A 20,771-nucleotide genomic window follows, 5' to 3' on the forward strand; every position below is an offset into this window, starting at 1 on the left:
CGCGGGAGTTGTTCGCAATGGCAACAAATGCCACCAGTGTTGATAAAAGTGCAACTGTATGGAAAAACTCCGACAAGTTATGTGCTTAGCCTCTAACCCGTGCAAACCGTGCCATTTCGGGAAAAACGGACGGTTTTCTCGTGCCGGGCGCGGCAATCTGCGCCCATTTCGCAGGATGCGCCAAGTGCAATCGGGCGTCTCTTGCGGGGGTGCGGTGGCCCGGTTAGGCTTCCGGCATGTCAATGCGATCCGATACTTGCATGAAGCGCAGCCGTTTCGGCGGCGGTGAGCCGGGCCTGGTGGTCGCGGCACTGGCGTTCTGCCTGCTCCTGGGGGCATGTCACGACCGCAGCGGCGCCAACGCGGTCCCCGGGGATGCCGACGATCACCGCCCATGGAATGGCATTGCAGCGGGCGAGGGGGTGCGAATCGCCGGAACCGAACCGTTCTGGAGCGCGGAGATTCGCGGCGAGGTGCTGACCTACCGCACGCCCGAACGCCCCGATGGCGAACAGGGCCGCGTCTCGCGCTTTGCCGGACGCGGCGGGCTATCCTACAGCGGGGAGTTCAAGGGCGGCGCAGGCGGGCGACCGGCGCGCACGTTCACGCTGGCAATCGGGCCGGGGCCGTGCAGCGACGGCATGTCGGGCAAGCGTTACCCGTTCAGCGCGATGCTCAAGATCGATGATGACGTGCGCAAGGGCTGCGCGTCGAGTGACCGCGCGCCCATTGCCGGCGCTGCTTCCTAGGGAGCAAGCTCGATCCGGGCGCTCGCGCCTCGGTCCCCGGGGGCGCTCGGGGGCTGGGGAGTTAGTGACGTCCCCGTCGAGGCGAGCGCCCTTTGCGCAGGCTGGTGTGAAATCGCGGCGGTGCGGCGCACGTGTGCCGGAGCAGGCCGATCGGAGTGGGCCGAAGCCGAATCGGTTCCGGCGGGCAAAACGGCGCCGGTCAGCGCGCCTAGCGTGATGGCGCCTGCCGCAGCGACAACGGCGCCGGCGGTCAGTGATGTACGGTGTGCCAAGGGCGGTCCTCTGTTCTCCCTCCTCCGCCGACACAACGCCCGGGGCAACTGGTCGTTCCCGGGTGAGCCGGGCCTGGCGCCGTTCCCGGTGCCAGACCTTACGCTCCATTTTTCGGTGGGCCTCAGCCTTCCAGCGACTTTTCCAGCGTGATCTCGCAGTCCAGCAGCTTGGAGATCGGACAGTTCTGCTCGGCCTCCTCGGCGATCCGCGCGAAGTCTTCCGCCGAAATGCCGGGGATCGCGCCCTTGAGCACCAGCGCCGACCGGGTGACGGCAAAGCCGCCATCGGCCTGATCGAGCGTTACCGTGCACTGGGTGTCCAGCGTGCCTTCGGAAAAGCCCGCCTTGGCGAGGCCGAAGCTGGTTGCCATCGTGAAGCAGGCGGCATGGGCGGCGGCGATGAGTTCCTCGGGATTGGTGCCGGGCTTGCCTTCGAAGCGTGTGCCGAAGCCGTAGGGCTGGTCCGACAGCACGCCAGAGCGGGTGGTGATCGAACCCTTGCCGTCCTTGCCGAGTCCTTCGTAGCGGGCGGAGGCGGAATTGGTGGTCATCGCAAGGTCCTTTTGCTGCTGCGCCGAACGCTGGAACCGGCGCGGGTGGGAGAAAGCTCTCACGAAACGCGGCAGCTGTCATGACGGTGCCCGGCCGGACCGGTCGAGGATCGGCGGACAGGGCAGGTTTTGCGGCCGGCGGCGGGATGAGGAGAGGCGGTCACTGCTCCGAACGGATGACGCCGGAAGCGTCAGCCATGGCAAACAGCGCTTTGGAATTGTGCTGCCGGCTGATATGGTCGCCGCTCAGGACAAGGCGGCGCCGCACGAACGGTACCGCCACTGGAAGAGGATGATGTCATGAAGCGATTCCTGGCAGCATTGCAGGTGGGCCTCGTGGCCTTCGCGCTGGCGACAACCATGTCCGTCCAGGCGCGGGACCTGTCTGCCGCAGTGCCGCTGCCGGCCCTGTCCGAAGGGGCGGTCTCGGAGGTGTCCAATCCCGAAACGGCAATGACCGGCGCCTATCTCCTGCGCGATACCCTGGTTCCCCGAGCGGACGATCTCGCCCTCATCCAGCGCAAGCCCACGCTCTACCTGTCGAGCTTCAACGACGACATGGCGACCGTGGCCTATTCGCTGGAAGGGGGGCGGATCGTCTACCGGGTGGTTTCGGGTACCGTGGCGGGCGCCGCGCGTGATGCCATCGATCGGGCGCTTGCCCGCATGCAGCGCAGGGTGGCGCTCTAGTTTGCAACTCGCGCACCCGGACAACCGGGGCGCCGAGCCGAGGCTTGGGGAGAAGGACAAGGCGCGGCGGAGAAATCCGGCGCGCCTTGTGGCATCAGGGCCTCCTATCAGAGCCTCCTATCAGAGCCTCGTATCAGGGCCTCGTTTCGGGGAGCGGCTGGGGGTAAGACGGCGTGTCATGCACAGGGCAGGTCGGCACGCTCTGGACCGGAATGCTGCTGTGCAGCATAAGCCTGCGCCATGGAACTGGTTCACCAATATGAGCGGCTGATCAGCTGGATCGTCAGCCAATGTCCCTCTCCCGACAAGTTCGCGCATACTTATGCAGGGCTGTCCATCTGGTCGCTGGCGGCGATGATCATGCGCCGCAAGCTGAGTACGCCAGCGCCGTTCCTGGTGGTGGCCCTGGCGGAAGGCATCAACGAATATGTCGACCGTCTTGCCCACGGTTCGTGGAATTGGCCCGATACCCTGGGCGATATCGCGGCAACCCTGTTCTGGCCGCTGGCGATCATGCTGGCGCTGCGTTTGCGGCCCGCCATTCGCGGCTGAGGGGCCTGCTTGCGGGTGGACAGCGGCGGCGGCTGTTCGGTCGGCGGATCAGCGTTGCGCCGGAACGCCCGGCGTCTGCCCGGGGGCCCAGCCCGGAGCGGCAAGTTCGAAGCCGCCGAAGTGAAAACCGGGCGATACCACGCAGCTCACCAGGGCCCAGCCGCCGATCGGTTCACTGGCCTGCCAGTGGCCGGTCGGGACCAGCGCCTGTCCGGCCTCGCCTTCCAGGACCTGCGAACCCAGCACGGTGCGCGTGACCGGGCCCCGATCGCCGGGGGCGGTCAGCAGCGCGACCGGGGCTCCGGCATGCCAGAACCACAGTTCGGCACCGTCTACCCGGTGCCAGTGCGAGCGCTGGTGCTCTTCCAGCAGGAAATAGATCGCCGTGGCCGTGGGGCGACCGCCTTTCCCTTCCGTTGCCGTTTCCGCCCGCCAGGTCTGGCGATACCAGCCGCCTTCGGGGTGCGGTTCGAGGCCTAGCTGGGCGATGATCTGGGCGGGGATAGGAGCGGGATCGGACATGCAATCCTTTCATGCGTGCATTGGCTCGCGGGGCGCGATATTGGGAAGCATTGCAGTGCGCTGCAAGGTTCACAAGTCTTACGGTCCATGAGGGACGAGAGGATCCGATAATGCCCCATCCGCTCGGTATCGAGTCGCGCACGGTCGCCGGAATGGGACCGGTCGAGCATATCCGGCTGGCTGCCGAACTGGGCTGCACGCGGGTCTCGCTGGGGCTGGCGCAGGATGCCGGCAGCAACACGGGCTATCCCGCATGGTCGCTGCGCGAGGATGCGGCTTTGCGGCGCGCGGTCAGGGCGGCGCTGGCCGAAACCGGGATCTGCATCAAGGTGGGCGAGGGCGTGGCCGCCTCTGATCTGGTCTCCCCCGCCCAGCGTGCGGGGGACTTCGATCTGTTCGCGGAGATCGGCGCCAAGCGTATCTCGGCGCACGACAACGGGCTCGAACGCGCGCGCGCGCGTGACCAGTTGGGCGAACTGGCCACCATGGCGCAGGAGCGCGGCATGGACCTGTCGATCATCTTCGCCCCGGTGCTGACGATCCGCAGCCTGCCCGAAGCGCTCGAACTCGTGCACGAGATCGGCGAGGACAAGGTCAGCCTGACGATTGACGCGCTGCACTTCTTCCGCACCGGCGGGACGGTGCGCCAGATCGCCGAGCTGGACGCCGCGCTGGTCGGTCATGCCCGCATCTGCGACGGGGCGCTTTCCGGCAATGCCGAAGGCGATTCGCGCAGCCCGCGCCTGATCCCCGGCGAGGGCGACTTGCCCTTGCGCGAATTCGTCGACGCCTTGCCGCGCGGCAAGACGCTGGGCATCGACGTGACGCTGCCGCAAGCCGCGCTCGGGTTCGAGGCGGCAAAGGACTATGTGGGCGAAGTGGTGGCGCGCACGCGGGCACTGCTGGCCTGAGAATTTGTTTGAAAAATGCCCGGAAGGCCATTTTGGGCGCGGCACCGGCCCTCTACCCCATCCTGCCACCCGCGAGTATGCCCTGTTGGGAGGCAAGGGTGAGGGAGAGGGGCGGTGCCGCAAAATTCGCCTCCGGCGAATCTTCAAGCGGCCTGGTGTTTTGCGTCTTCCAGCAGCATCTCGGCGCCCTTTTCGGCGATCATCATCGTCGGCGCATTGGTGTTGCCCGAGGTAATCGTCGGCATCACCGAAGCGTCGATCACCCGCAGGCCGTCGACGCCCCGCACCTTGAGGCGCGGGTCGACGACACGGCCCATCGCCGCGGTGCCGACCGGATGGAAAATCGTGGTGCCGATCATGCCCGCGGCTTGACGCAGGTCTTCCTCGCTCTGGAAGCCGATGCCGGGGCGCAGCTCTTCGGGCGTGAAGCGGGCCAGCGCCGGCCGGGTGACGATCGCGCGGGTCAGGCGGATTGCCTGGGCGGCGACACGCAGGTCCTCTTCGGTCGAGAGGTAGTTGGGGCGGATCTGCGGGTCCAGCGCCGGGTCGGGGCCGGCGATATGGGTCGAGCCCCGGCTTTCCGGCCGCAGGTTGCAGACGCTGGCGGTAAAGGCGGGGAACGGATCGAGCGCGCCGCCGAAGGCCTCGAGGCTGAGCGGCTGGACGTGGTATTCGAGGTTGGGCGTCGCATAGTGCGGGTCGCTGCGGGTGAAGACCCCGAGCTGGCTCGGCGCCATCGCCATCGGCCCGCTGCGGCGGAGCGCATATTCGAGCCCGATCAGTGCCTTGCCGAATAGCGTCGCGGCCCGCTGGTTGAGCGTGGACACGCCGCTGACACGCCAGGCGCAGCGCAGCTGCAGGTGGTCCTGCAGGTTGCCGCCGACTTCGGGCCGGTCGAGCAGGGGCACGATACCCATGGCGGACAGCCGCGCCGCATCGCCAAGGCCGCTGCGCTCGAGAATCGCCGGCGAGCCGATCGCGCCTGCCGCCAGCACCACTTCGCCGCGGGACCGCGCCGAGCGGATGGCGCCGCCCAGGGTATAGTCCACCGCGACCGCGCGGCCGTGCTCGAACACCACCCGGTCGACCAGCGCGCCGGTCTCGACCTTTAGATTGGCACGGCTGCGTACCGGCTTCAGGAAGGCGTCCGCCGCGCTCCAGCGCCAGCCGCTTCGCTGGGTGACCTCGAAGAACCCCGCGCCGTTGTTGTCGCCGGTGTTGAAATCCTCGCTCGCCGGAATGCCCTGTTCGAGACAGGCGGCACGGAAAGCCTCGAGAATGTCCCAGCGCAGCCGCTGCCGTTCGACCCGGATCTCGCCGCCGCTGCCGTGGAAGGGGCCGGTGCCCTCGAAGTGGTCCTCCGCGCGCTTGAACAGCGGCAGCACGTGGTCCCAGCCCCAGCCGGGATTGCCCGCCTGCCGCCACCCTTCGTAGTCGGCCGCCTGACCGCGCATGTAGATCATGCCGTTGATCGACGAGCAGCCGCCCAGCACCCGCCCGCGAGGATACCTGAGCGCGCGGTCGCCGAGATTGCGTTCGGCCTGCGTCGTATAACACCAGTCGGTGCGCGGATTGCCGATGCAGTGGAGGTAGCCGACCGGGACCTTGATCCAGATGTAATTGTCCTGCCCGCCGGCTTCGAGCAGCAGGACCCGGTTGTTCGGGTCGGCGCTGAGGCGGTTGGCCAGCACGCAGCCGGCACTGCCGCCGCCCACGACGATGTAGTCGAACTCTCCCATGCCCAAGGGCTAGGCCGCGCCTGCCGGGCGATCAAGCCAGGCCGCGAAACCCGCCGGGGCGATGCACATTGGGTGCCATTTGGTTCCAGGCTTACATTATTTTAATCGGCCGCCCTCTTGCCCTGTGCGCTCAGAGTTTTAACCAGTGATCAAGGGAGTGTACCTATAGGTCGATCCGCAAGGGATGGCCGGGGTAAACGGTCTCGAACAGAATTTGTCCTAGGGGATGGCGAGAATTCGCCATTTTACCGGGAGCCGTCGGTGCTTGGTCCGTGTGGTCGTCGGGGGGCGATCCGCGCTGGATAAGGTAGAACGAGAACGGGAGGTCGCGCCCGCCTCGCGCCTTCGCCGACGGCTCCTTTTTCCTCCTGCGGCGGATTTCCCAACCCGATCATATATTTTTCGCGTTGCTGCACTTGCACAAATGGCCTGCCTGTCGTTTTCTTCCGCCCGGCCCGCAAGGTTTGGGCAGTGAGGTCGCAACAGGGGGCAATGATGGCAAAGTACCGGAACCTTCGGCTGGCGGGCGTTAGCCTGGCTTTGGCCGCGACGATGTCCGCTCCTGCGGCTCTTGCCGCGCAGACCCCCGAACAGGTTGCCGAGGCTGCATTGCGTGCCGCGCCGGTATGGGACGGGCACAACGACGTCCCCGAACAATTGCGCGAACGTCGCAAGGACGTGCTGGCGGGTTTCGACTTTCGTGACACCACCAGGACCGCCGATCCCGCGAAGGACGAGCAGGCCATGCACACCGACCTTGCGCGGCTGCGCAAGGGCCATGTCGGCGCGCAGTTCTGGTCGGTCTACGTCTCGGCGGCGCTCGACGACCAGCATGCGGTGCAGGCGACGCTGGAGCAGATCGACGTGACCCGGCGGCTGGTCGCAGCCTATCCCGGCGACATGCAACTCGCCACCAGCGCTGCCGATGTCGAGAAGGCGATGAAAGCGGGGAGGATCGCTTCGCTCATCGGCATGGAGGGCGGCCATTCGATCGGCGGTTCGCTGGGGGTGCTGCGCCAGATGTATGCGCTCGGCGCGCGCTACATGACGCTGACCCACTTCAAGAACACCCCCTGGGCGGACAGCGCCACCGACAAGCCCGAGCACGATGGCCTCACCGATTTCGGCCGTGACGTGGTACGCGAGATGCAGCGCATCGGCATGCTGGTAGACCTCAGCCACACCAGCGAGGCGACCATGATGGACACGCTGGCCGTGGCCAAGGCGCCGGTGATCTTCAGCCATTCGAATGCACGCGCGATCAACCACCATACCCGCAATGCCTCGGATACCGTGCTCAAGGCGCTGGCCGCGAACGGGGGCATCATCATGGTCAACGTGTTCCCGACGTACGTGGTCGAGGAGACGCGCCAGTGGAACGCCGCGCGGGCCGGCGAGAAGGCACGGCTCGACGCGCTTTACATCGGCGAGCCCGAGGCGGCGGCGAAGGGGCTGAAGGACTGGGAGGCCGCGCATCCGATGCCGCGCGGCTCGATCAAGGACGTGGCCGACAACATCGACCATATCGTGGCCGTGTCAGGGATCGACCATGTCGGCCTCGGCGGCGATTTCGACGGGGTGGGAACGACGGTCGTCGGCATGGAGGATGTCTCGACCTATCCGGCGCTGTTCGCCGAACTGGCGCGGCGCGGCCATTCGCAGGCCGATCTCGAAAAGATCGCCAGCGGCAACATGCTGCGGGTGATGAAAGCGGCCGAAGCTTATGCGGCGGCGCACCGGGCAGACCCGCCGATCGAATCGCCGACCGCCTTCTGAATGCCGCTTTGCCTCAGCTGCCGAGGGCGTGTTCCTCGGCCGTGACCGGATCACCCTGGCGCGGCTGCTCGTGGATCGCGCGGGTGATCCAGATCGCCGACATCGCCAGCACCGCCAGCAGCAGGCCGAAGATCAGCATCCAGCGCACGACATGCGGGGTGCTGCCCGAGCGTGCTTCATCGTCATCGAGGTGAACTTCGTCGCCAACGCGTTGCATCATGGCTCTCCCGAAGGCCGGCGGACCGACGAGGGGCCGCGCTTCGCGCATGCAGGGATGGCCACCGGGCCTCGCTGCATCACGGGCCAATCCGGGAACGCCACAGGCCGCCAGCCGGTTCCCGGCTTCTCGGCGCCTTTTCCGACCGGATGAAATCACCGTCTAGCCGGGTAGCGGCGCGGGCATGGCGAGCACGTCCAGCGTGCGCGCGTCGCGCTGGCCCCCGCAGAAGGCATCCAGCGCGCGGGAGTAGCGATCGCCGCCGCCCGCCGCCTCGAACAGGGTCATTGAGGAGCGGAACTTCATCGCGTCCACCTCGCCCAGGATCGCGCCTGCGCTGCGCTCTGCAGCCCAGCCGAGCATCACGTCGGTACACTCGTCCAGCCGGGCACCGAGCAGCAGGTGGGCCAGATAGGCATGGGCCTCGGGCAGTCCGGTGATGGCATAGCGGCGGGCGTTTTCGCTCTGTCCGAGCCCGATGATCTGGGGGAAGACGAACCACATCCAGTGGCTGGACTTCTCGCCGCGCTCGAGTTCGGCAAGGGCACCTGCATAAGTGGAGGCTTGGGCCGCGATGTAGCGGTCGAGATCGACCGTCGCCAGGGCCGGGCAGGGAATTTCCATGTCGCTGCTCCCGCAATGCCAATGGTTTTCACCAGTGGCGTTCCGGGGGGAAACGCGCCGGGGCCGCCTCGCGTTCCGTGTCGGGGCAGGGGAAAAGGAAAAGGGCCGGATGCGTCGGCATCCGGCCCTTTTCCGCATCGTGTACTGGCGGCGGGATCAGTCGCGCAGCAGCTCGTTGATGCCGGTCTTCGAGCGGGTCTGCGCGTCGACGGTCTTGACGATCACCGCGCAGTAGAGCGACGGGCCGGGGGTACCGTCGGGCAGCGGCTTGCCGGGCAGCGAGCCGGGGACAACCACCGAGTAGGGCGGAACCTTGCCGATGTGGACTTCGCCGGTCGCACGGTCGACGATCTTGGTCGAGGCGCCGAGGAACACGCCCATCGAGATCACTGCGCCTTCGCCGACGACCACGCCTTCGGCCACTTCCGAACGGGCGCCGATGAAGCAGTTGTCCTCGATGATGACCGGGCCGGCCTGCAGCGGCTCAAGCACGCCGCCGATGCCGACGCCGCCCGAGATGTGCACGTTCTTGCCGATCTGCGCGCAGGAGCCGACGGTCGCCCAGGTGTCGACCATGGTGCCTTCGCCGACATAGGCGCCGATGTTCACGAAGCTGGGCATCAGCACGACGCCCTTCGAGATGTAGGTGCCGCGGCGGGCGACGGCGCCGGGAACCACGCGGAAACCGGCCTTGCGGAAGTCTTCCTCGGCCCAGCCGTCGAACTTCACCGGCACCTTGTCGAAGGCGGGCGCGCCGCCGGCGCCGTGGGCGACGGGAGCGTTGTCGTTGAGGCGGAACGAGAGCAGGACCGCCTTCTTCAGCCACTGGTTGACCTTCCAGCTACCGTTGCCGTCGGGCTCGGCGACGCGGGCAGCGCCGGATTCGATCAGGCCGAGCGCTTCGTCGACGCGCTTGCGCACGTCTTCGCTGGCGGGGGTCACGGTGTCGCGCGCTTCCCAGGCGGCTTCGATCGCGGTTTCGAGTTCGGTCATGTTCGCGTCTCCAGAAAGTCGGCCAAATGGCATGTTTGCAGGCGCGCCTAGAGGGTGGGGACCGGCGCGACAAGCAGGAAGGATGCGGCGACTATAAGCAGCGCATCGTGAGGACAGAGAAATTCACCGGATTGAACGGAAAGTGCGCGGTTACGCATTTTCCGTTCGGGTGTTTGTTTGGAAATCCGCACTGGGCCGGTGCTGCCTCCGGACGTCAGTCCGGACTTAGGGCGCCATCAGTTCGCGCACGAAGCCGATCAGGCCGGTCTGGCGGGCGCGGCGCATGCGTTCGGCGGCGAGGATCTGCTTCACCTTCTCGAAGCACTGGTCGATGTCATCGTTGACGACGACGTAGTCATAGCCGTCCCAGTGGCTGATTTCCGAGCGGGCGCGTTCCATGCGGGCAGCGATCACGTCCATCGAATCGGTGCCGCGCCCGGTCAGGCGGCGGCGCAGTTCGTCGATGCTGGGCGGCAGCAGGAACACGCGCACGACGTCGCGCTCCAGCTTCTGGTAGAGCTGCTGGGTGCCCTGCCAGTCGATGTCGAACAGATAGTCCTGCCCGTCCTTGAGACCGGCCTTCACCTGGGCCTTGGGGGTGGCGTAGCTGTTGCCGAACACGGTCGCCCATTCGAGGAACTCGCCTTCGGCGGCCATCCGGTCGAATTCGGCCTGGCTGACGAAGTGGTAGTCCTTGCCGTCGACTTCGCCGGGGCGGGGCGGGCGGGTGGTGCAGGATACCGAGTTGCGGATGTGGGCATCGTGCTCGAGCAGCATGCGCGAGATCGTTGTCTTGCCCGCGCCCGAGGGCGAGGACATGATCAGCATCAGGCCGCGCCGGGCCAGCGTATCAGCGGGGTTTTCGGGAGAGTTGACCATGGGCCCCGATGCCGATGGTTGCGCATCAAATCAAGAGGGCAAATCAGGAGGCAAGGTCGGCCCGATCAGCTTTCGGTGCCGTCCTCGGCCATTTCGGCGAGCTGTCTTTCGCCGCTGGCACGGGCCTTGCGGGCGCGGGAGCGGTCGTAGAGCGTCTTGATGGCAAGCCCGCCGACAACCGCGATGGCGCCGGGGACCGAGTTCAGGGCGACCCGGGCAAGAAGCCCGTGGGCAATCGATTCGCCGAACGAACGACCGTCGAGAATCGCCTTGGCCTTGCGGGGGGTATAGGCCTTGCCGAGTACGGCCTGTTCCATCGCGCGGCGGGCGATCGCGGCGCCGCCGCGCAGGGCGACGTCGGCAATGATGAGGTTGGTGGCCGAATTGGGGCTGGGGCCGCGGATCTCGGGGGGCTTGGCCTTCGCCTTGAGCTTGTCCCTGACCCGGGCGGCACGGCTCCGGGGTTTGGCGGCGCCGGGCGCCGGTTTTTTGGGCGCCTGTTTTTCGGATGCCTGTATGCCGGGGGCGGCAAGAGCGACGGTTTCGGCGATTGCCGCCTGCCGCTCCTGTTCATCGCTGATCGCACGCTGGAACTTGCCCGGGGCCATGCCCTTCACGCTTTCCCGGGCTGACGCTGCCCGCCTACTTCTTTTTCCCGAAGTCGACCGAAACGACGTTCGATCCGTCTTCGCTGGGAGTAATGCGCGAGGCGACGTCGCGTTCCGCGTCGTTGCCGGGCTCCACGATCGGCTCGTCGTCCAGCTCGTCGTCGGCGATGGCCTGGAACTGCAGGCCGAAGTCCACCGCCGGGTCGACGAAGGCGGTGATCGCCGAGAACGGGATCACCAGGTTCGAGGGCCGCTGGTTGAAGCTGAGGCTGACCGAGAAGCCCTGTTCGCCCACCGCCAGGTCCCAGAACTTGTTCTGGAGGACGATCGTCATCTCGTCCGGGAAACGGGCGCGCAGTTCGGCGGGAATCGAGACCCCCGGAGCGCCGGTCTTGAAGGTGATGTAGAAATGGTGGCCCCCCGGAAGGGCGCCGCCGGAGGCTTCCACCTGGCCGAGCACGCGGCCAACGACGGCGCGCAGGGCTTCCTGTACGATCTCGTCGTAAGGGATCAGGCTGTCTTGAGGCGTATCGTTCATCGCGCTCTAGGTGCTGATGCAAGACCGGCGGGTCAAGCATGTTCGACCAGAAAATAGCATGACCAGTCGGGTTTTCCCTAGGTCGTTTTGCCTGAATGCGACCAAAGGAGGGTGTGGGAGGGGAGGTTCGCCCACCAAAGATTGCCGGGCGGCGGCGCGATACGCACAATTGATTCCACGCGGCATCGGTCTATAGGCCCTTCGCATGCGCACTGCCTCGATCAATCGCAACACCCACGAGACCCGCATCGCGGTTTCGGTCAATCTCGACGGCACCGGGACTTACGACGTCTCGACCGGGATCGGTTTCCTCGATCACATGATCGAGCAGTTCTCGCGCCATTCGCTGATCGACATCACCTGCCATATCCAGGGCGACCTCCATGTGGACCAGCACCACACGGCCGAGGACAGCGCCATCGCGATCGGTCAGGCGATCTCGCAGGCGCTCGGCGACAAGGCCGGCATCGGCCGCTACGGCGACGTCCACTCGCCGATGGACGAGGCGCTGAGCCGTGTCTCGCTCGACATTTCGGGCCGCCCCTATTTCGTGTGGAAGGCCGGTTTCACCCAGGAGAAGCTGGGCGAGTTCGATACCGAGCTGGTCGAGCACTGGTTCCACTCGATCTCGCAGGCGGTGGGCATCACCCTGCACATGGAACTGCTCTACGGCACCAACAACCACCACATCTGCGAAGGCCTGTTCAAGGGCTTTGCCCGCGCCATGCGCACCGCGGTGGAGCTTGATCCGCGCAAGGGCGGGGCGATCCCCTCGACCAAGGGCATCCTTGGCGGAGACACCCTGTAATGGCCATCTTCATCATCTCGCTTCGCTACATCGCCCCCGTCGAGCAGGTCGACGCGCTGCTGGACGAGCATGTCGCCTGGCTGCGCGGCCATCATGCCGCCGGACGCTTTGTCGCCTGGGGCCGCAAGGTCCCGCGCGAGGGCGGCATCATCCTCGCCCGCGGTGACAGCCGCGAGGCGATGGCCGCGCTGGCCGCAACCGATCCCTTCGTGGCGGGCGTTGTCGCCGAAGTCGAAGTGATCGAGTGGGCGCCCGGTTTTCTCGATGACAGCGTGGCAGGGCTCGCCGGATGACGGGAGGCGGTCAGACTCTGGCGCTGATCGACTACGGCGCGGGCAATCTGCACTCGGTGGCCAACGCCCTGCGCGCCGCTGGTGCCCGAAACGTGGCGATCACCGCCGATCCCGCCGTTGTCCGCGCGGCCGACCGCATCGTGCTTCCCGGCGTCGGCTCGTTCCGCGCCTGCGCTGAAGGGCTCTGGGGCATTGCCGGCATGGTCGAGGCGATGACCGAGCGTGTCCATGTCGGCGGTGCGCCGTTCCTCGGCATCTGCGTCGGCATGCAGCTGCTCGCCACGCGCGGGCTGGAGCACGGCGTGACCAAAGGGCTCGACTGGATCGGCGGCCAGGTGCAGATGATCGAGCGCACCGATCCCGCGATCAAGATCCCGCACATGGGCTGGAACGATGTCTCGCTCGGCCTCAAGGATCCGGCGCAGGGGCTGATCGATGCGGGGGAGGCCTATTTCCTGCACTCCTACCACTTCCAGCCCGACGACGGTGCGCATGTGGCGGCGATGACCGACCATGGCGGCGGCCTGGTCGCGGCGGTGGCCAGGGACAATGTCGTCGGCGTGCAGTTCCACCCGGAAAAGAGCCAGGCTTACGGTCTGGCGTTGCTGACGCGGTTTCTGGAATGGAAGCCGTGAGCTTCGGCAGCATGCACTTTCTTCGTCATCCCCGCGTAGGCGGGGATCCCGCTTTTCTTCTGCTCTCGTCCCGCCCAGCCGCCAGCGGGGCCCCCGCCTTCGCGGGGGTGACGAAGTAGTACAGGTCAGGATCGCCAGATGATCGTATTTCCCGCCATCGACCTCAAGCAGGGGCAGGTCGTCCGCCTTGCCGAAGGCGACATGGATCGCGCCACCGTCTACGGGGACAATCCCGCCGCGCAGGCCATGCTGTTTGCCGAAGCCGGATCGCAGTATCTCCACGTCGTCGATCTCGACGGCTCCTTCGCCGGCCGCGCCGAGAACCGCGAGGCGGTGGAAGCCATCCTCGAGGTGTTCCCCGGCCATGTGCAGCTGGGCGGCGGCATCCGCACCCGCGAGGCGGTGGCGGGCTGGTTCGACCTTGGCGTGTCGCGCGTGGTCATGGGCACCGCCGCGCTGAAGGACCCGCAGTTCGTCAAGGACATGGCGCGGGAATACCCCGGCGGCATCGTCGTCGCGGTGGACGCGCGCGACGGCATGGTCGCGACCGAGGGCTGGGCGGAAGTCTCCGACGTGTCGATCGTCGACATGGCCCGCCGCTTCGAGGACGCGGGCGTGGCCTCGCTGTTGTTCACCGACATCGGCCGCGACGGCCTGCTCAAGGGCGTGAACATCGACGCCACCGTCGATCTCGCCCGCCGCACCGACTTGCCGGTGATCGCGAGCGGCGGCGTCAAGGGCCTCGACGACATCCGCCTGCTGGCGCTTCATGCGCGCGACGGGATCGAGGGGGTCATCACCGGCCGCGCGCTCTACGACGGCCGCCTCGACCTTGCCGCCGCGATCCAGATGGCCGAGCGCGAGGGATGAACGAGAACCGCCTCATCGCGGTGATGGCGCTGGTGGTGCTGGTGCCGAGCGCGCTCTGGGCGCTGCGCGATTTTCGCGAGGGCAAGGCGAAGCTGCTGCTGTTCAGCCGCGCGCGCTCTAAAGTCGAGACCACGCTGGCGGACAATCCGCAGAGGTTCTGGGGCTATTCGGCGTTCAACCTTGCCGTGTGCCTGACGCTGGGCGCATTGTGCGTGATGCTGTTCTTCAAGCCGGTAGAGTGAAGTCATGCCAAGGATCTTGAAATGACAGTTCGTATCCGCGTCATCCCCTGCCTCGATGTCCGCGACGGGCGCGTGGTGAAGGGCGTCAACTTCGTCGACCTGATCGATGCCGGCGATCCGGTCGAACAGGCCCGCGCCTATGACAAGGCCGGGGCGGACGAACTGTGCTTCCTCGACATTTCGGCCAGCCACGAAGGCCGCGGCACCCTGCTCGACGTCGTGCAACGCACTGCCGAGGTCTGCTTCATGCCGCTCACCGTGGGCGGCGGCGTGCGCACGGCGGACGATGCCCGCGCGCTGCTGCTGGCGGGCGCCGACAAGGTGGCGGTCAATTCCGCCGCTGTCTCGCGCCCCGAAGTGGTGGCCGACATTGCCGAAAAATTCGGCTCGCAGTGCATCGTCGCCTCGGTGGATGCGCGGCGGGTGGCGCCGGGTAAGTGGGAAATCTTCACCCACGGCGGCCGCAAGGCGACCGGGATCGATGCGCTGGAGCATGCGGTGAAGCTCGCGGACTACGGCGCCGGCGAACTGCTCGTGACCTCGATGGACGGCGACGGCACCCAGAACGGCTATGACCTCGCGCTCACCCGCGCGATTGCCGAATCCGTTTCGATTCCGGTGGTTGCCAGCGGCGGCGTCGGCAATCTCGACCACCTCGTGGCGGGCGTGACCGAGGGCAAGGCGAGTGCGGTGCTGGCCGCCTCGATCTTCCACTTCGGCAAGCACTCGATCGCCGAGGCCCATGCCGCCCTGCGCGCCGCGGGATTGCCGGCGCGAGGTTAGAATCGGTCTTCATGGTTAGTTAACGCCATGGCCCGAATCGAGACATTCCCTTATACGTACTTGCCGCATGCCGCTCCCCGGCCAAGATCGGGACATATCTGTCGGCAGCTGATTGGAGAGGCCCGTTGCAGCGCTTTCATGGCACCCCGTTCCCGATTGCACCCGCTTCGCTGGGGGTTGTCGTCGCGGGCGCCCTGATGCCGCTGCCTGCCCATGCGGCCGATGCGATCACCCTGCCGGAGCCGAGCGGGATGCTGCTGCTGGGTATCGGCGTGGCCGGTGTCTGGCTCGGCCGGCGCTTTTCGCGCGGCAAGGGCAGCGATTGACGCATCCGCGGGCTTGACCCCGGACATGGCCTTGCCCATGGCTTGCCGCGATGAGCACTTCCGAAACCCTGGCGCGCCTTGAGGCAACCATCGCCGAACGCCGCGATGCCGATCCTTCGTCGAGCTATGTGGCCAAGCTTCATGCCAGGGGCATCGGCAAGATCGCGCAGAAGCTGGGCGAGGAAGCCACCGAAACGGTGATTGCCGCGCTGACCGAGGACGACAAGGCGCTGGTCGGCGAGGCTGCGGACCTGATCTTCCATCTCATGGTGCTGCTGGGGACCCGCAATGTCCCGTTCGCCTCGGTCCTCGACGAGCTCGACCGGCGAGAGGGCGTCTCGGGCATCGCCGAGAAGGCTTCCCGGCCCCGGTCGTGATGGCCGATCCTGACGGCAAGATACTGAAGTAAAGCGGAGATTTCGATGCCGATCGACCCCAGGCAGCCTTACGACGACAGCAACATCTTCGCCCGGATCCTGCGCGGCGAACTGCCCTGCGGCAAAGTCTACGAGGACGCGTTCGCGCTTGCCTTCAACGACATCCGTCCGCAGGCGCCGGTCCACGTGCTGGTCATTCCCAAGGGCCGCTACGTCTCGTGGGACGACTTCACCGCCAGGGCGGAGGACGGCGAGATCGCCGGCTTCATGCGCGCGGTGGGCAACGTGACCCGCCAGCTCGAACTTGACGGGCCGGGCTACCGCCTGATGGTCAACATGGGTACCAACGGCCACCAGGAAGTGCCGCATCTGCATGTCCACATCTTCGGCGGGCGGCAGTTCTTCCAGATGATCGCCGACTGAGCGGGATCCTCGACAAAACCTGAGGAAAACCGGGCTGCCCGCCTCGCGCGGGCGGCATGACGTCGGCATTCTTGCCGTGTGAGCCCCGCGCAGGGTTGCACCGCGCCCCCCTCCCGTTACACAGGCCCCCGGCATGAGTGCACAGACCCCCATCCCCCCCGTTTCATCGCGGGATCCCAGCCCGCAAGGCGGGGTTTTCGACGGTCCCGTCCACCGCTACGCGCTGCGCGTGTTCTACGAGGACACCGACGCGGGCGGGGTGGTCTATCACGCCAATTACATCCGCTGGTTCGAACGCGCGCGTTCCGACCTGCTTGACCTGCTGGGCATCGACCAGCGCGCCGCGCTGGATTCGGGCGCGGGGCTCTACACGGTGGCGGAAGTCAACGTGCGATACCTTTCGCCCGCGCGCCTTGGCGACGCGGTGGTGATCGAGACCCATGCCCTGCAGGTCGGCCGCGTCAGCTGCACCTTGCGCCAGATTGCCCGGCGCGGCGAAATCCGGCTTGCCGAAGCGACGGTAAAGGTCGGGTTCATCAGTCCTGAAGGACGACCGCGCAGACAGCCCGAGGCCTGGCAACAGGCCTTCGCCACCCTACTCGACAGCTCCTCGCAGGACCTCCAGACCGGCCCGGAAGGACAATGATGACCTTTGAAATGCTCGCCTCTGCCATCTCCATCGGCAGCGATTCCAACCACCTCAACCCCATCGAACTGTTCCTGCACGCGGATATCGTGGTGCAGGCGATCATGGGCGGGCTGCTGCTCGCGAGCCTCTGGGTCTGGACGATCATCATCAGCTTCATGCTGCGCATGGGCTCGGTCGCGCGCGCCTCGGACGATTATGAGGACGGTTTCTGGGAGGCCCAGAACTTCGAGGCCTACCAGAAGGACCGCCGCCGCGGCGACGTGCCGATGGGCAAGGTGGCCGGCGCGGGTCTGGCCGAGTGGCGCCGCAATGCCTCGATGAAGCAGATCGACCTCGAAGGCGCGCGTGAGCGTATCGCCATGGCCATGGGGTCGTCGGTCGGCGAGGAGGCGGACAAGCTGTCCGCCCGCCTGAACTTCCTGGCGACGGTGGGGTCGGTAGGTCCCTTTGTGGGCCTGTTCGGTACCGTCTGGGGGATCATGAACAGCTTCTTCCAGATCGGCCAGCAGCAGAACTCCTCGCTCGCGGTGGTTGCCCCCGGCATCTCCGAGGCGCTCTTCGCCACCGCGATCGGCCTGTTCGCGGCAATTCCGGCGGTTATCGCCTACAACCGTTTCTCGCACCGCGTGAACATGTTCGAATCGCGCATGCAGCGCTTTGCCGACAAGCTGCACTCCGCGCTGACCCGCGAGCTGGAGCAGCGCTGATGGCGATGGGTTCTTCGGGGGGGATGTCCGGCGGAGGACGGCGAGGCGGCCGTCGCGGTCGGGGCGGCAGGGCTCCGATGGCCGAGATCAATGTGACGCCGCTGGTCGACGTCATGCTGGTGCTGCTGATCATCTTCATGGTCACCGCGCCGCTGCTCAAGGCGGCGGTGCCGATCGACTTGCCCGACAGCCGCGCCAGCGCGACCAACGACGAGAGCGATCAGCTGACCATCTCGATCAAGCGTGATGGCACCGTCTATTACGAAGAAGACGCGCTGGCCCCCGGTGAGCTGGCCGAACGCCTTGCCGCCGTGCCTGCGGGCGCGGACGGCAAGAAGCCGCAGGTCACGCTGCGCGCCGACAAGGCGCTCGACTATGGCCGGGTGATGGAAGTCATGGGCGAACTCAATCATTCCGGGTTCACTTCGATCGCGCTGGTGACGGGTGTCAGCGGCGGTTCAGGCCGCTGAGCTAGGCTGGACACGATGGCAACGGTTAGAACCAGGTCCGGACTGAGCAAGGAAGAGGGGCTCGGCCTTGGGGTGGCGCTGGCGCTGCACGCGGGGCTGCTGGTGCTGCTGCGCGCGCAGCCGGGCGAGCCACCGGTGATTCCGCCGCCGCAGCGCATCGAGGTGACGCTGAGCGACGATGTCGCGCCCACCTCGACCTCGCCCAACCCGTTCGAGCAGGCCGCTCCCGATATCGCGCCGACCCTGGGCGAGGCCGTTCCGGCCCCGGCCCCGGCACCCGCACCCGCGCCGGAGCCGGTGCCGGTGCCGGCTCCAGCCCCCAAGCCCGCGCCGCCGCAGCCTGCGCCCAAGCCGGTCCCGGCACCGAAACCCGTACCCAAGCCGGTTCCAAAGCCCGCGCCGGTGTCGCCCCCAAGACCGGCACCCAAACCGGTCGCGAAGCCGGTTCCCAAGCCTGCGCAGCCGGCTGCGAAACCGATTGCCAGGCCTGCCGCGAAGCCGGCCACGCGCACGCCGCCGCGCAAGAACCCGATCGACCAGATCCTCACCGGCATCGACCGTTCGGCCAATACCGCCGCAAAGCCCTCGGCCGCACCGAAAAAGGCGGGCGGAAGCCGTGTCGGCTCCGACTTCCTGTCCGGCGTTTCCGGCGCGACCAGCAACCAGGGCAAGGGGACGCCTGCCGCCGCTATTGGCCCGCAAGTGCGCTCGGCGCTGTCGGGGGCGATCACCCGGCAGCTCAAGCCGCACTGGAGCCCGCCGGATGGCGCCGATGCCGATCAGCTGGTGACGATCCTCTCGTTCAATCTCAACCCGGACGGCAGCCTTGCCGGTCGGCCGACCGTTGTGCGCCAGATGGGTATCACCGATGCCAATCGCGCGCAGGCGCAGCGCCATGCCGAACAGGCGATCCGCGCCGTGCAACTCGCTTCGCCTTTCAATCTTCCCTCGGAATACTACGATGCGTGGAAACGCGTTTCGTCGTTCCGTTTCGACCTGAGGCTTTCGCAATGACTTCTCGTCCGCTTACGCTCGTCCTGTCGTTCGCTCTGGCTTCGACTGCACCGGTCTACGGTGTCTATGCCCAATCGCAGCCGGCACCGGTTCCCGCCCAGTCGGCGCCTGCTCCGGCGGCGCAGGCCGATCAGGGGCTCGAAGCCGACGATGCCGGACTCACCGGCTCGGTTTCCGCCGACGGCGCCTGGCAGGACCTCGGTATCGCGATCACCAATTTCGCGACCGACAACGACGTGCCGACCCAGACCAATGCCGGCTCGACCGGCGCGCTGGGCCGCGCCCTGTCGCAAGTGGTTGCATCCGACCTTCGCAACAACGGCCTGTTCAAGCCCTCGGGCCCGGACGGCCTGCCGCAGCCCGCCTATGCCCAGGTGCAGGCGCCTGACTATCCGACCTGGTCGGCACGCGCGGCGAACATGCTGGTGCAGGGCTATGTGCGCGCCGGAGCCGACGGCAACCTGACGATCGGCTGCTATCTCTACGACGTCCAGCTCAAGCAGCAGCTGATGAAGGGCGGCTGGCAGGTCGCTCCTTCCGACTGGCGCCGCGCGGCGCACAAGTGCGCGGACATGGTCTATTCGCGGCTTTCGGGTGAAAGTCCGTTCTTCGATTCCAAGATCGCCTACATTGCCGAGACCGGGCCCAAGGATCACCGCATGAAGCGGCTGGCGATCATGGATTCGGACGGCGCCAACCACCGCTATCTGACCAGCGGCCAGGCCACCGCGCTCACCCCGCGCTATTCGCCCGACTATTCGAAGATCCTCTATCTGTCCTATCTCAACGGGCAGCCGAGCATCTACGTCTACGACCTCGCCAGCGACAGCCAGAAGCTGATCGCCCGCACGGGCAATCCGACGATGGCGCCGCGCTGGTCGCCGGACGGCAAGTGGATCCTCTATTCGATGGCGAGCGGCGGCAATACCGACATCTACCGCATCTCCTCGAGCGGCGGCACGCCGATCCGCCTAACCAACACGCCCGGCATCTCGATCGGCGGTTCCTATTCGCCCAACGGCTCGCAGATCGTGTTCGAGAGCGACCGTTCGGGCACCCAGCAGATCTACGTGATGAACGCGGATGGTTCGAACCAGCACCGCATCAGCTTCTTCGGCGGCCGCGCGGCAACGCCGGAATGGAGCCCGCGCGGTGACCAGATCGCCTTCACCCATATCGCGGGCAATCTGCGTGTCGCGGTGATGAGCCCCAGCGGCGGGGGGCTGCGCTACCTGACCAATTCCTGGCAGGACGAGGCGCCGACCTGGTCGCCGAACGGGCGCATCGTCCAGTTCTTCCGCACCGAAAAGACCAGCGGCAAGAGCTCGATCTGGCAGGTTGACCTCACCGGCAAGAACGAACGCAAGCTGCCGACCCCGGTAGGCGCCTCCGATCCGGCCTGGGGGCCGGTTCGCCCCTGACGCCGCGGCCGATTTTGCTGTAACCTGTGCGTTGCCGCTCCCTCGGACGGCAACCGTTCAGGTTGACAGTGTTTACATTTGCACGAACACCTAAACAGACGCGGTCATTCAATTGGCCGCGCACCACAGGAG

28 protein-coding genes are annotated in these 20,771 nt (G+C 66.8%); 19 read left to right on the forward strand and 9 right to left on the reverse strand.

The window, feature by feature from the left end; all coding sequences use genetic code 11:
• The first annotated feature begins 260 nt into the window (after positions 1-260).
• Positions 261-749 (forward strand): COG3650 family protein, encoded by a 489-nt coding sequence (locus tag DM450_RS00235; protein ID WP_260610011.1) that lies wholly within the window; start codon positions 261-263, stop codon positions 747-749.
• Between the two features lie 394 nt (positions 750-1,143).
• Here the strand turns inward: DM450_RS00235 and DM450_RS00240 are convergent, their stop codons facing one another.
• A complete protein-coding gene (locus DM450_RS00240; protein ID WP_142632086.1) occupies positions 1,144-1,572 on the reverse strand; it encodes an OsmC family protein in 429 nt (142 codons plus the stop codon).
• A 300-nt stretch (positions 1,573-1,872) separates the two neighbouring features.
• On the opposite strand from DM450_RS00240, the gene DM450_RS00245 reads away from it, so the two are divergent.
• Both DM450_RS00245 and DM450_RS00250 read left to right on the forward strand, forming a co-directional pair.
• Positions 1,873-2,262 (forward strand): hypothetical protein, encoded by a 390-nt coding sequence (locus DM450_RS00245; protein WP_142632087.1) that lies wholly within the window; start codon positions 1,873-1,875, stop codon positions 2,260-2,262.
• A gap of 240 nt (positions 2,263-2,502) precedes the next feature.
• Entirely contained in the window at positions 2,503-2,814 is a 312-nt protein-coding gene (locus DM450_RS00250; RefSeq protein ID WP_142632088.1) for a hypothetical protein, read from the forward strand.
• A gap of 48 nt (positions 2,815-2,862) precedes the next feature.
• Here the strand turns inward: DM450_RS00250 and DM450_RS00255 are convergent, their stop codons facing one another.
• Complete coding sequence (locus DM450_RS00255) at positions 2,863-3,336, reverse strand: cupin domain-containing protein (RefSeq protein WP_142632089.1); 474 nt, start codon at positions 3,334-3,336, stop codon at positions 2,863-2,865.
• Between the two features lie 110 nt (positions 3,337-3,446).
• Between DM450_RS00255 and DM450_RS00260 the strand changes: the two genes are divergently transcribed.
• Positions 3,447-4,247: a sugar phosphate isomerase/epimerase family protein gene (locus DM450_RS00260; protein WP_142632090.1), complete on the forward strand. Its 801-nt coding sequence runs from the start codon at positions 3,447-3,449 to the stop codon at positions 4,245-4,247.
• 143 nt (positions 4,248-4,390) lie between these two features.
• Here DM450_RS00260 and DM450_RS00265 read toward each other — a convergent pair whose 3' ends face one another.
• Positions 4,391-5,986, reverse strand: coding sequence for a GMC family oxidoreductase (locus DM450_RS00265; RefSeq protein ID WP_142632091.1), 1,596 nt, complete (start codon positions 5,984-5,986; stop codon positions 4,391-4,393).
• Between the two features lie 495 nt (positions 5,987-6,481).
• On the opposite strand from DM450_RS00265, the gene DM450_RS00270 reads away from it, so the two are divergent.
• A complete protein-coding gene (locus DM450_RS00270; RefSeq protein WP_142632092.1) occupies positions 6,482-7,762 on the forward strand; it encodes a dipeptidase in 1,281 nt (426 codons plus the stop codon).
• Positions 7,763-7,775: 13 nt separating this feature from the next.
• On the opposite strand, the gene DM450_RS00275 is transcribed toward DM450_RS00270, so the two are convergent.
• The 6 genes from DM450_RS00275 to DM450_RS00300 form a co-directional block, all read right to left on the reverse strand.
• On the reverse strand, positions 7,776-7,982 hold the full coding sequence (locus tag DM450_RS00275; RefSeq protein WP_242526267.1) for a hypothetical protein: 207 nt from the start codon (positions 7,980-7,982) through the stop codon (positions 7,776-7,778).
• Positions 7,983-8,141: 159 nt separating this feature from the next.
• Positions 8,142-8,603 carry a DUF1810 domain-containing protein gene (locus DM450_RS00280; RefSeq protein ID WP_142632093.1) on the reverse strand — a complete coding sequence of 154 codons (462 nt, stop codon included), beginning with the start codon at positions 8,601-8,603 and terminating at the stop codon, positions 8,142-8,144.
• A gap of 156 nt (positions 8,604-8,759) precedes the next feature.
• On the reverse strand, positions 8,760-9,596 hold the full coding sequence (gene dapD, locus DM450_RS00285) for a 2,3,4,5-tetrahydropyridine-2,6-dicarboxylate N-succinyltransferase (protein WP_142632094.1): 837 nt from the start codon (positions 9,594-9,596) through the stop codon (positions 8,760-8,762).
• A 225-nt stretch (positions 9,597-9,821) separates the two neighbouring features.
• The gene (gmk, locus tag DM450_RS00290; RefSeq protein WP_142632095.1) at positions 9,822-10,475 is read right to left on the reverse strand and encodes a guanylate kinase; all 654 of its coding nucleotides are present in this window, start codon (positions 10,473-10,475) and stop codon (positions 9,822-9,824) included.
• Between the two features lie 65 nt (positions 10,476-10,540).
• Positions 10,541-11,083 carry a hypothetical protein gene (locus tag DM450_RS00295; protein WP_260610428.1) on the reverse strand — a complete coding sequence of 181 codons (543 nt, stop codon included), beginning with the start codon at positions 11,081-11,083 and terminating at the stop codon, positions 10,541-10,543.
• Positions 11,084-11,117: 34 nt separating this feature from the next.
• Entirely contained in the window at positions 11,118-11,621 is a 504-nt protein-coding gene (locus DM450_RS00300; protein WP_142632097.1) for an SspB family protein, read from the reverse strand.
• Positions 11,622-11,826: 205 nt separating this feature from the next.
• Here DM450_RS00300 and hisB point away from each other — a divergent pair, with 205 nt between their 5' ends.
• From hisB to tolB, 14 genes are all read left to right on the forward strand, one after another.
• Positions 11,827-12,429, forward strand: coding sequence for an imidazoleglycerol-phosphate dehydratase HisB (gene hisB / locus DM450_RS00305; protein ID WP_142632098.1), 603 nt, complete (start codon positions 11,827-11,829; stop codon positions 12,427-12,429).
• Positions 12,429-12,722: a YciI family protein gene (locus tag DM450_RS00310; RefSeq protein ID WP_142632099.1), complete on the forward strand. Its 294-nt coding sequence runs from the start codon at positions 12,429-12,431 to the stop codon at positions 12,720-12,722. The genes hisB and DM450_RS00310 overlap by 1 nt, the downstream gene beginning before the upstream one ends.
• Positions 12,719-13,357, forward strand: a complete 639-nt coding sequence (gene hisH, locus DM450_RS00315) for an imidazole glycerol phosphate synthase subunit HisH (protein WP_142632100.1) — start codon at positions 12,719-12,721, stop codon at positions 13,355-13,357. Before DM450_RS00310 ends, hisH begins: the two co-directional genes overlap by 4 nt.
• A 138-nt stretch (positions 13,358-13,495) precedes the next feature.
• Positions 13,496-14,227 (forward strand): 1-(5-phosphoribosyl)-5-[(5-phosphoribosylamino)methylideneamino]imidazole-4-carboxamide isomerase, encoded by a 732-nt coding sequence (gene hisA / locus DM450_RS00320; protein WP_142632101.1) that lies wholly within the window; start codon positions 13,496-13,498, stop codon positions 14,225-14,227.
• Positions 14,224-14,469 carry a hypothetical protein gene (locus tag DM450_RS00325; RefSeq protein ID WP_142632102.1) on the forward strand — a complete coding sequence of 82 codons (246 nt, stop codon included), beginning with the start codon at positions 14,224-14,226 and terminating at the stop codon, positions 14,467-14,469. Before hisA ends, DM450_RS00325 begins: the two co-directional genes overlap by 4 nt.
• Before the next feature lie 21 nt (positions 14,470-14,490).
• Positions 14,491-15,252, forward strand: a complete 762-nt coding sequence (gene hisF, locus DM450_RS00330; protein WP_142632103.1) for an imidazole glycerol phosphate synthase subunit HisF — start codon at positions 14,491-14,493, stop codon at positions 15,250-15,252.
• 125 nt (positions 15,253-15,377) lie between these two features.
• Positions 15,378-15,578, forward strand: coding sequence for a PEP-CTERM sorting domain-containing protein (locus DM450_RS26065; RefSeq protein ID WP_242526266.1), 201 nt, complete (start codon positions 15,378-15,380; stop codon positions 15,576-15,578).
• A 50-nt stretch (positions 15,579-15,628) separates the two neighbouring features.
• Positions 15,629-15,955 (forward strand): phosphoribosyl-ATP diphosphatase, encoded by a 327-nt coding sequence (locus DM450_RS00340; RefSeq protein ID WP_142632104.1) that lies wholly within the window; start codon positions 15,629-15,631, stop codon positions 15,953-15,955.
• A 45-nt stretch (positions 15,956-16,000) separates the two neighbouring features.
• The gene (locus DM450_RS00345; protein ID WP_142632105.1) at positions 16,001-16,378 is read left to right on the forward strand and encodes a histidine triad nucleotide-binding protein; all 378 of its coding nucleotides are present in this window, start codon (positions 16,001-16,003) and stop codon (positions 16,376-16,378) included.
• A gap of 133 nt (positions 16,379-16,511) precedes the next feature.
• Entirely contained in the window at positions 16,512-17,024 is a 513-nt protein-coding gene (locus tag DM450_RS00350) for a YbgC/FadM family acyl-CoA thioesterase (RefSeq protein ID WP_142632106.1), read from the forward strand.
• Complete coding sequence (tolQ, locus tag DM450_RS00355) at positions 17,024-17,734, forward strand: protein TolQ (protein WP_142637314.1); 711 nt, start codon at positions 17,024-17,026, stop codon at positions 17,732-17,734. Before DM450_RS00350 ends, tolQ begins: the two co-directional genes overlap by 1 nt.
• Positions 17,735-17,811: 77 nt before the next feature.
• Complete coding sequence (locus tag DM450_RS00360; protein WP_370584544.1) at positions 17,812-18,204, forward strand: ExbD/TolR family protein; 393 nt, start codon at positions 17,812-17,814, stop codon at positions 18,202-18,204.
• Between the two features lie 15 nt (positions 18,205-18,219).
• Complete coding sequence (locus DM450_RS00365; RefSeq protein WP_142632108.1) at positions 18,220-19,218, forward strand: hypothetical protein; 999 nt, start codon at positions 18,220-18,222, stop codon at positions 19,216-19,218.
• Positions 19,215-20,639, forward strand: coding sequence for a Tol-Pal system beta propeller repeat protein TolB (gene tolB, locus DM450_RS00370; RefSeq protein ID WP_142632109.1), 1,425 nt, complete (start codon positions 19,215-19,217; stop codon positions 20,637-20,639). The genes DM450_RS00365 and tolB overlap by 4 nt, the downstream gene beginning before the upstream one ends.
• The last annotated feature ends 132 nt before the right edge of the window (positions 20,640-20,771 follow it).

The organism is Sphingomonas sp. IC081 (genome assembly GCF_006874585.1).
Classification (GTDB): domain Bacteria; phylum Pseudomonadota; class Alphaproteobacteria; order Sphingomonadales; family Sphingomonadaceae; genus Novosphingobium.

Bases quoted from the DNA above. Each gene is read 5' to 3' on its own strand.
- DM450_RS00350 (WP_142632106.1), top strand. From the start codon at position 16,512: ATGAGTGCACAGACCCCCATCCCCCCCGTTTCATCGCGGGATCCCAGC.
- DM450_RS00270 (WP_142632092.1), top strand. From the start codon at position 6,482: ATGGCAAAGTACCGGAACCTTCGGCTGGCGGGCGTTAGCCTGGCTTTG.
- hisH (WP_142632100.1), top strand. From the start codon at position 12,719: ATGACGGGAGGCGGTCAGACTCTGGCGCTGATCGACTACGGCGCGGGC.
- DM450_RS00300 (WP_142632097.1), bottom strand. From the start codon at position 11,621: ATGAACGATACGCCTCAAGACAGCCTGATCCCTTACGACGAGATCGTA.
- DM450_RS00260 (WP_142632090.1), top strand. From the start codon at position 3,447: ATGCCCCATCCGCTCGGTATCGAGTCGCGCACGGTCGCCGGAATGGGA.
- DM450_RS00365 (WP_142632108.1), top strand. From the start codon at position 18,220: ATGGCAACGGTTAGAACCAGGTCCGGACTGAGCAAGGAAGAGGGGCTC.
- DM450_RS00295 (WP_260610428.1), bottom strand. From the start codon at position 11,083: ATGGCCCCGGGCAAGTTCCAGCGTGCGATCAGCGATGAACAGGAGCGG.
- hisB (WP_142632098.1), top strand. From the start codon at position 11,827: ATGCGCACTGCCTCGATCAATCGCAACACCCACGAGACCCGCATCGCG.
- DM450_RS00340 (WP_142632104.1), top strand. From the start codon at position 15,629: ATGAGCACTTCCGAAACCCTGGCGCGCCTTGAGGCAACCATCGCCGAA.
- DM450_RS00250 (WP_142632088.1), top strand. From the start codon at position 2,503: ATGGAACTGGTTCACCAATATGAGCGGCTGATCAGCTGGATCGTCAGC.
- gmk (WP_142632095.1), bottom strand. From the start codon at position 10,475: ATGGTCAACTCTCCCGAAAACCCCGCTGATACGCTGGCCCGGCGCGGC.
- DM450_RS00265 (WP_142632091.1), bottom strand. From the start codon at position 5,986: ATGGGAGAGTTCGACTACATCGTCGTGGGCGGCGGCAGTGCCGGCTGC.
- hisF (WP_142632103.1), top strand. From the start codon at position 14,491: ATGACAGTTCGTATCCGCGTCATCCCCTGCCTCGATGTCCGCGACGGG.
- DM450_RS00235 (WP_260610011.1), top strand. From the start codon at position 261: ATGAAGCGCAGCCGTTTCGGCGGCGGTGAGCCGGGCCTGGTGGTCGCG.
- DM450_RS00325 (WP_142632102.1), top strand. From the start codon at position 14,224: ATGAACGAGAACCGCCTCATCGCGGTGATGGCGCTGGTGGTGCTGGTG.
- DM450_RS00280 (WP_142632093.1), bottom strand. From the start codon at position 8,603: ATGGAAATTCCCTGCCCGGCCCTGGCGACGGTCGATCTCGACCGCTAC.
- dapD (WP_142632094.1), bottom strand. From the start codon at position 9,596: ATGACCGAACTCGAAACCGCGATCGAAGCCGCCTGGGAAGCGCGCGAC.
- DM450_RS00255 (WP_142632089.1), bottom strand. From the start codon at position 3,336: ATGTCCGATCCCGCTCCTATCCCCGCCCAGATCATCGCCCAGCTAGGC.
- DM450_RS00310 (WP_142632099.1), top strand. From the start codon at position 12,429: ATGGCCATCTTCATCATCTCGCTTCGCTACATCGCCCCCGTCGAGCAG.
- DM450_RS00360 (WP_370584544.1), top strand. From the start codon at position 17,812: ATGGCCGAGATCAATGTGACGCCGCTGGTCGACGTCATGCTGGTGCTG.
- DM450_RS00245 (WP_142632087.1), top strand. From the start codon at position 1,873: ATGAAGCGATTCCTGGCAGCATTGCAGGTGGGCCTCGTGGCCTTCGCG.
- tolQ (WP_142637314.1), top strand. From the start codon at position 17,024: ATGACCTTTGAAATGCTCGCCTCTGCCATCTCCATCGGCAGCGATTCC.
- DM450_RS00275 (WP_242526267.1), bottom strand. From the start codon at position 7,982: ATGATGCAACGCGTTGGCGACGAAGTTCACCTCGATGACGATGAAGCA.
- hisA (WP_142632101.1), top strand. From the start codon at position 13,496: ATGATCGTATTTCCCGCCATCGACCTCAAGCAGGGGCAGGTCGTCCGC.
- DM450_RS00240 (WP_142632086.1), bottom strand. From the start codon at position 1,572: ATGACCACCAATTCCGCCTCCGCCCGCTACGAAGGACTCGGCAAGGAC.
- tolB (WP_142632109.1), top strand. From the start codon at position 19,215: ATGACTTCTCGTCCGCTTACGCTCGTCCTGTCGTTCGCTCTGGCTTCG.
- DM450_RS00345 (WP_142632105.1), top strand. From the start codon at position 16,001: ATGCCGATCGACCCCAGGCAGCCTTACGACGACAGCAACATCTTCGCC.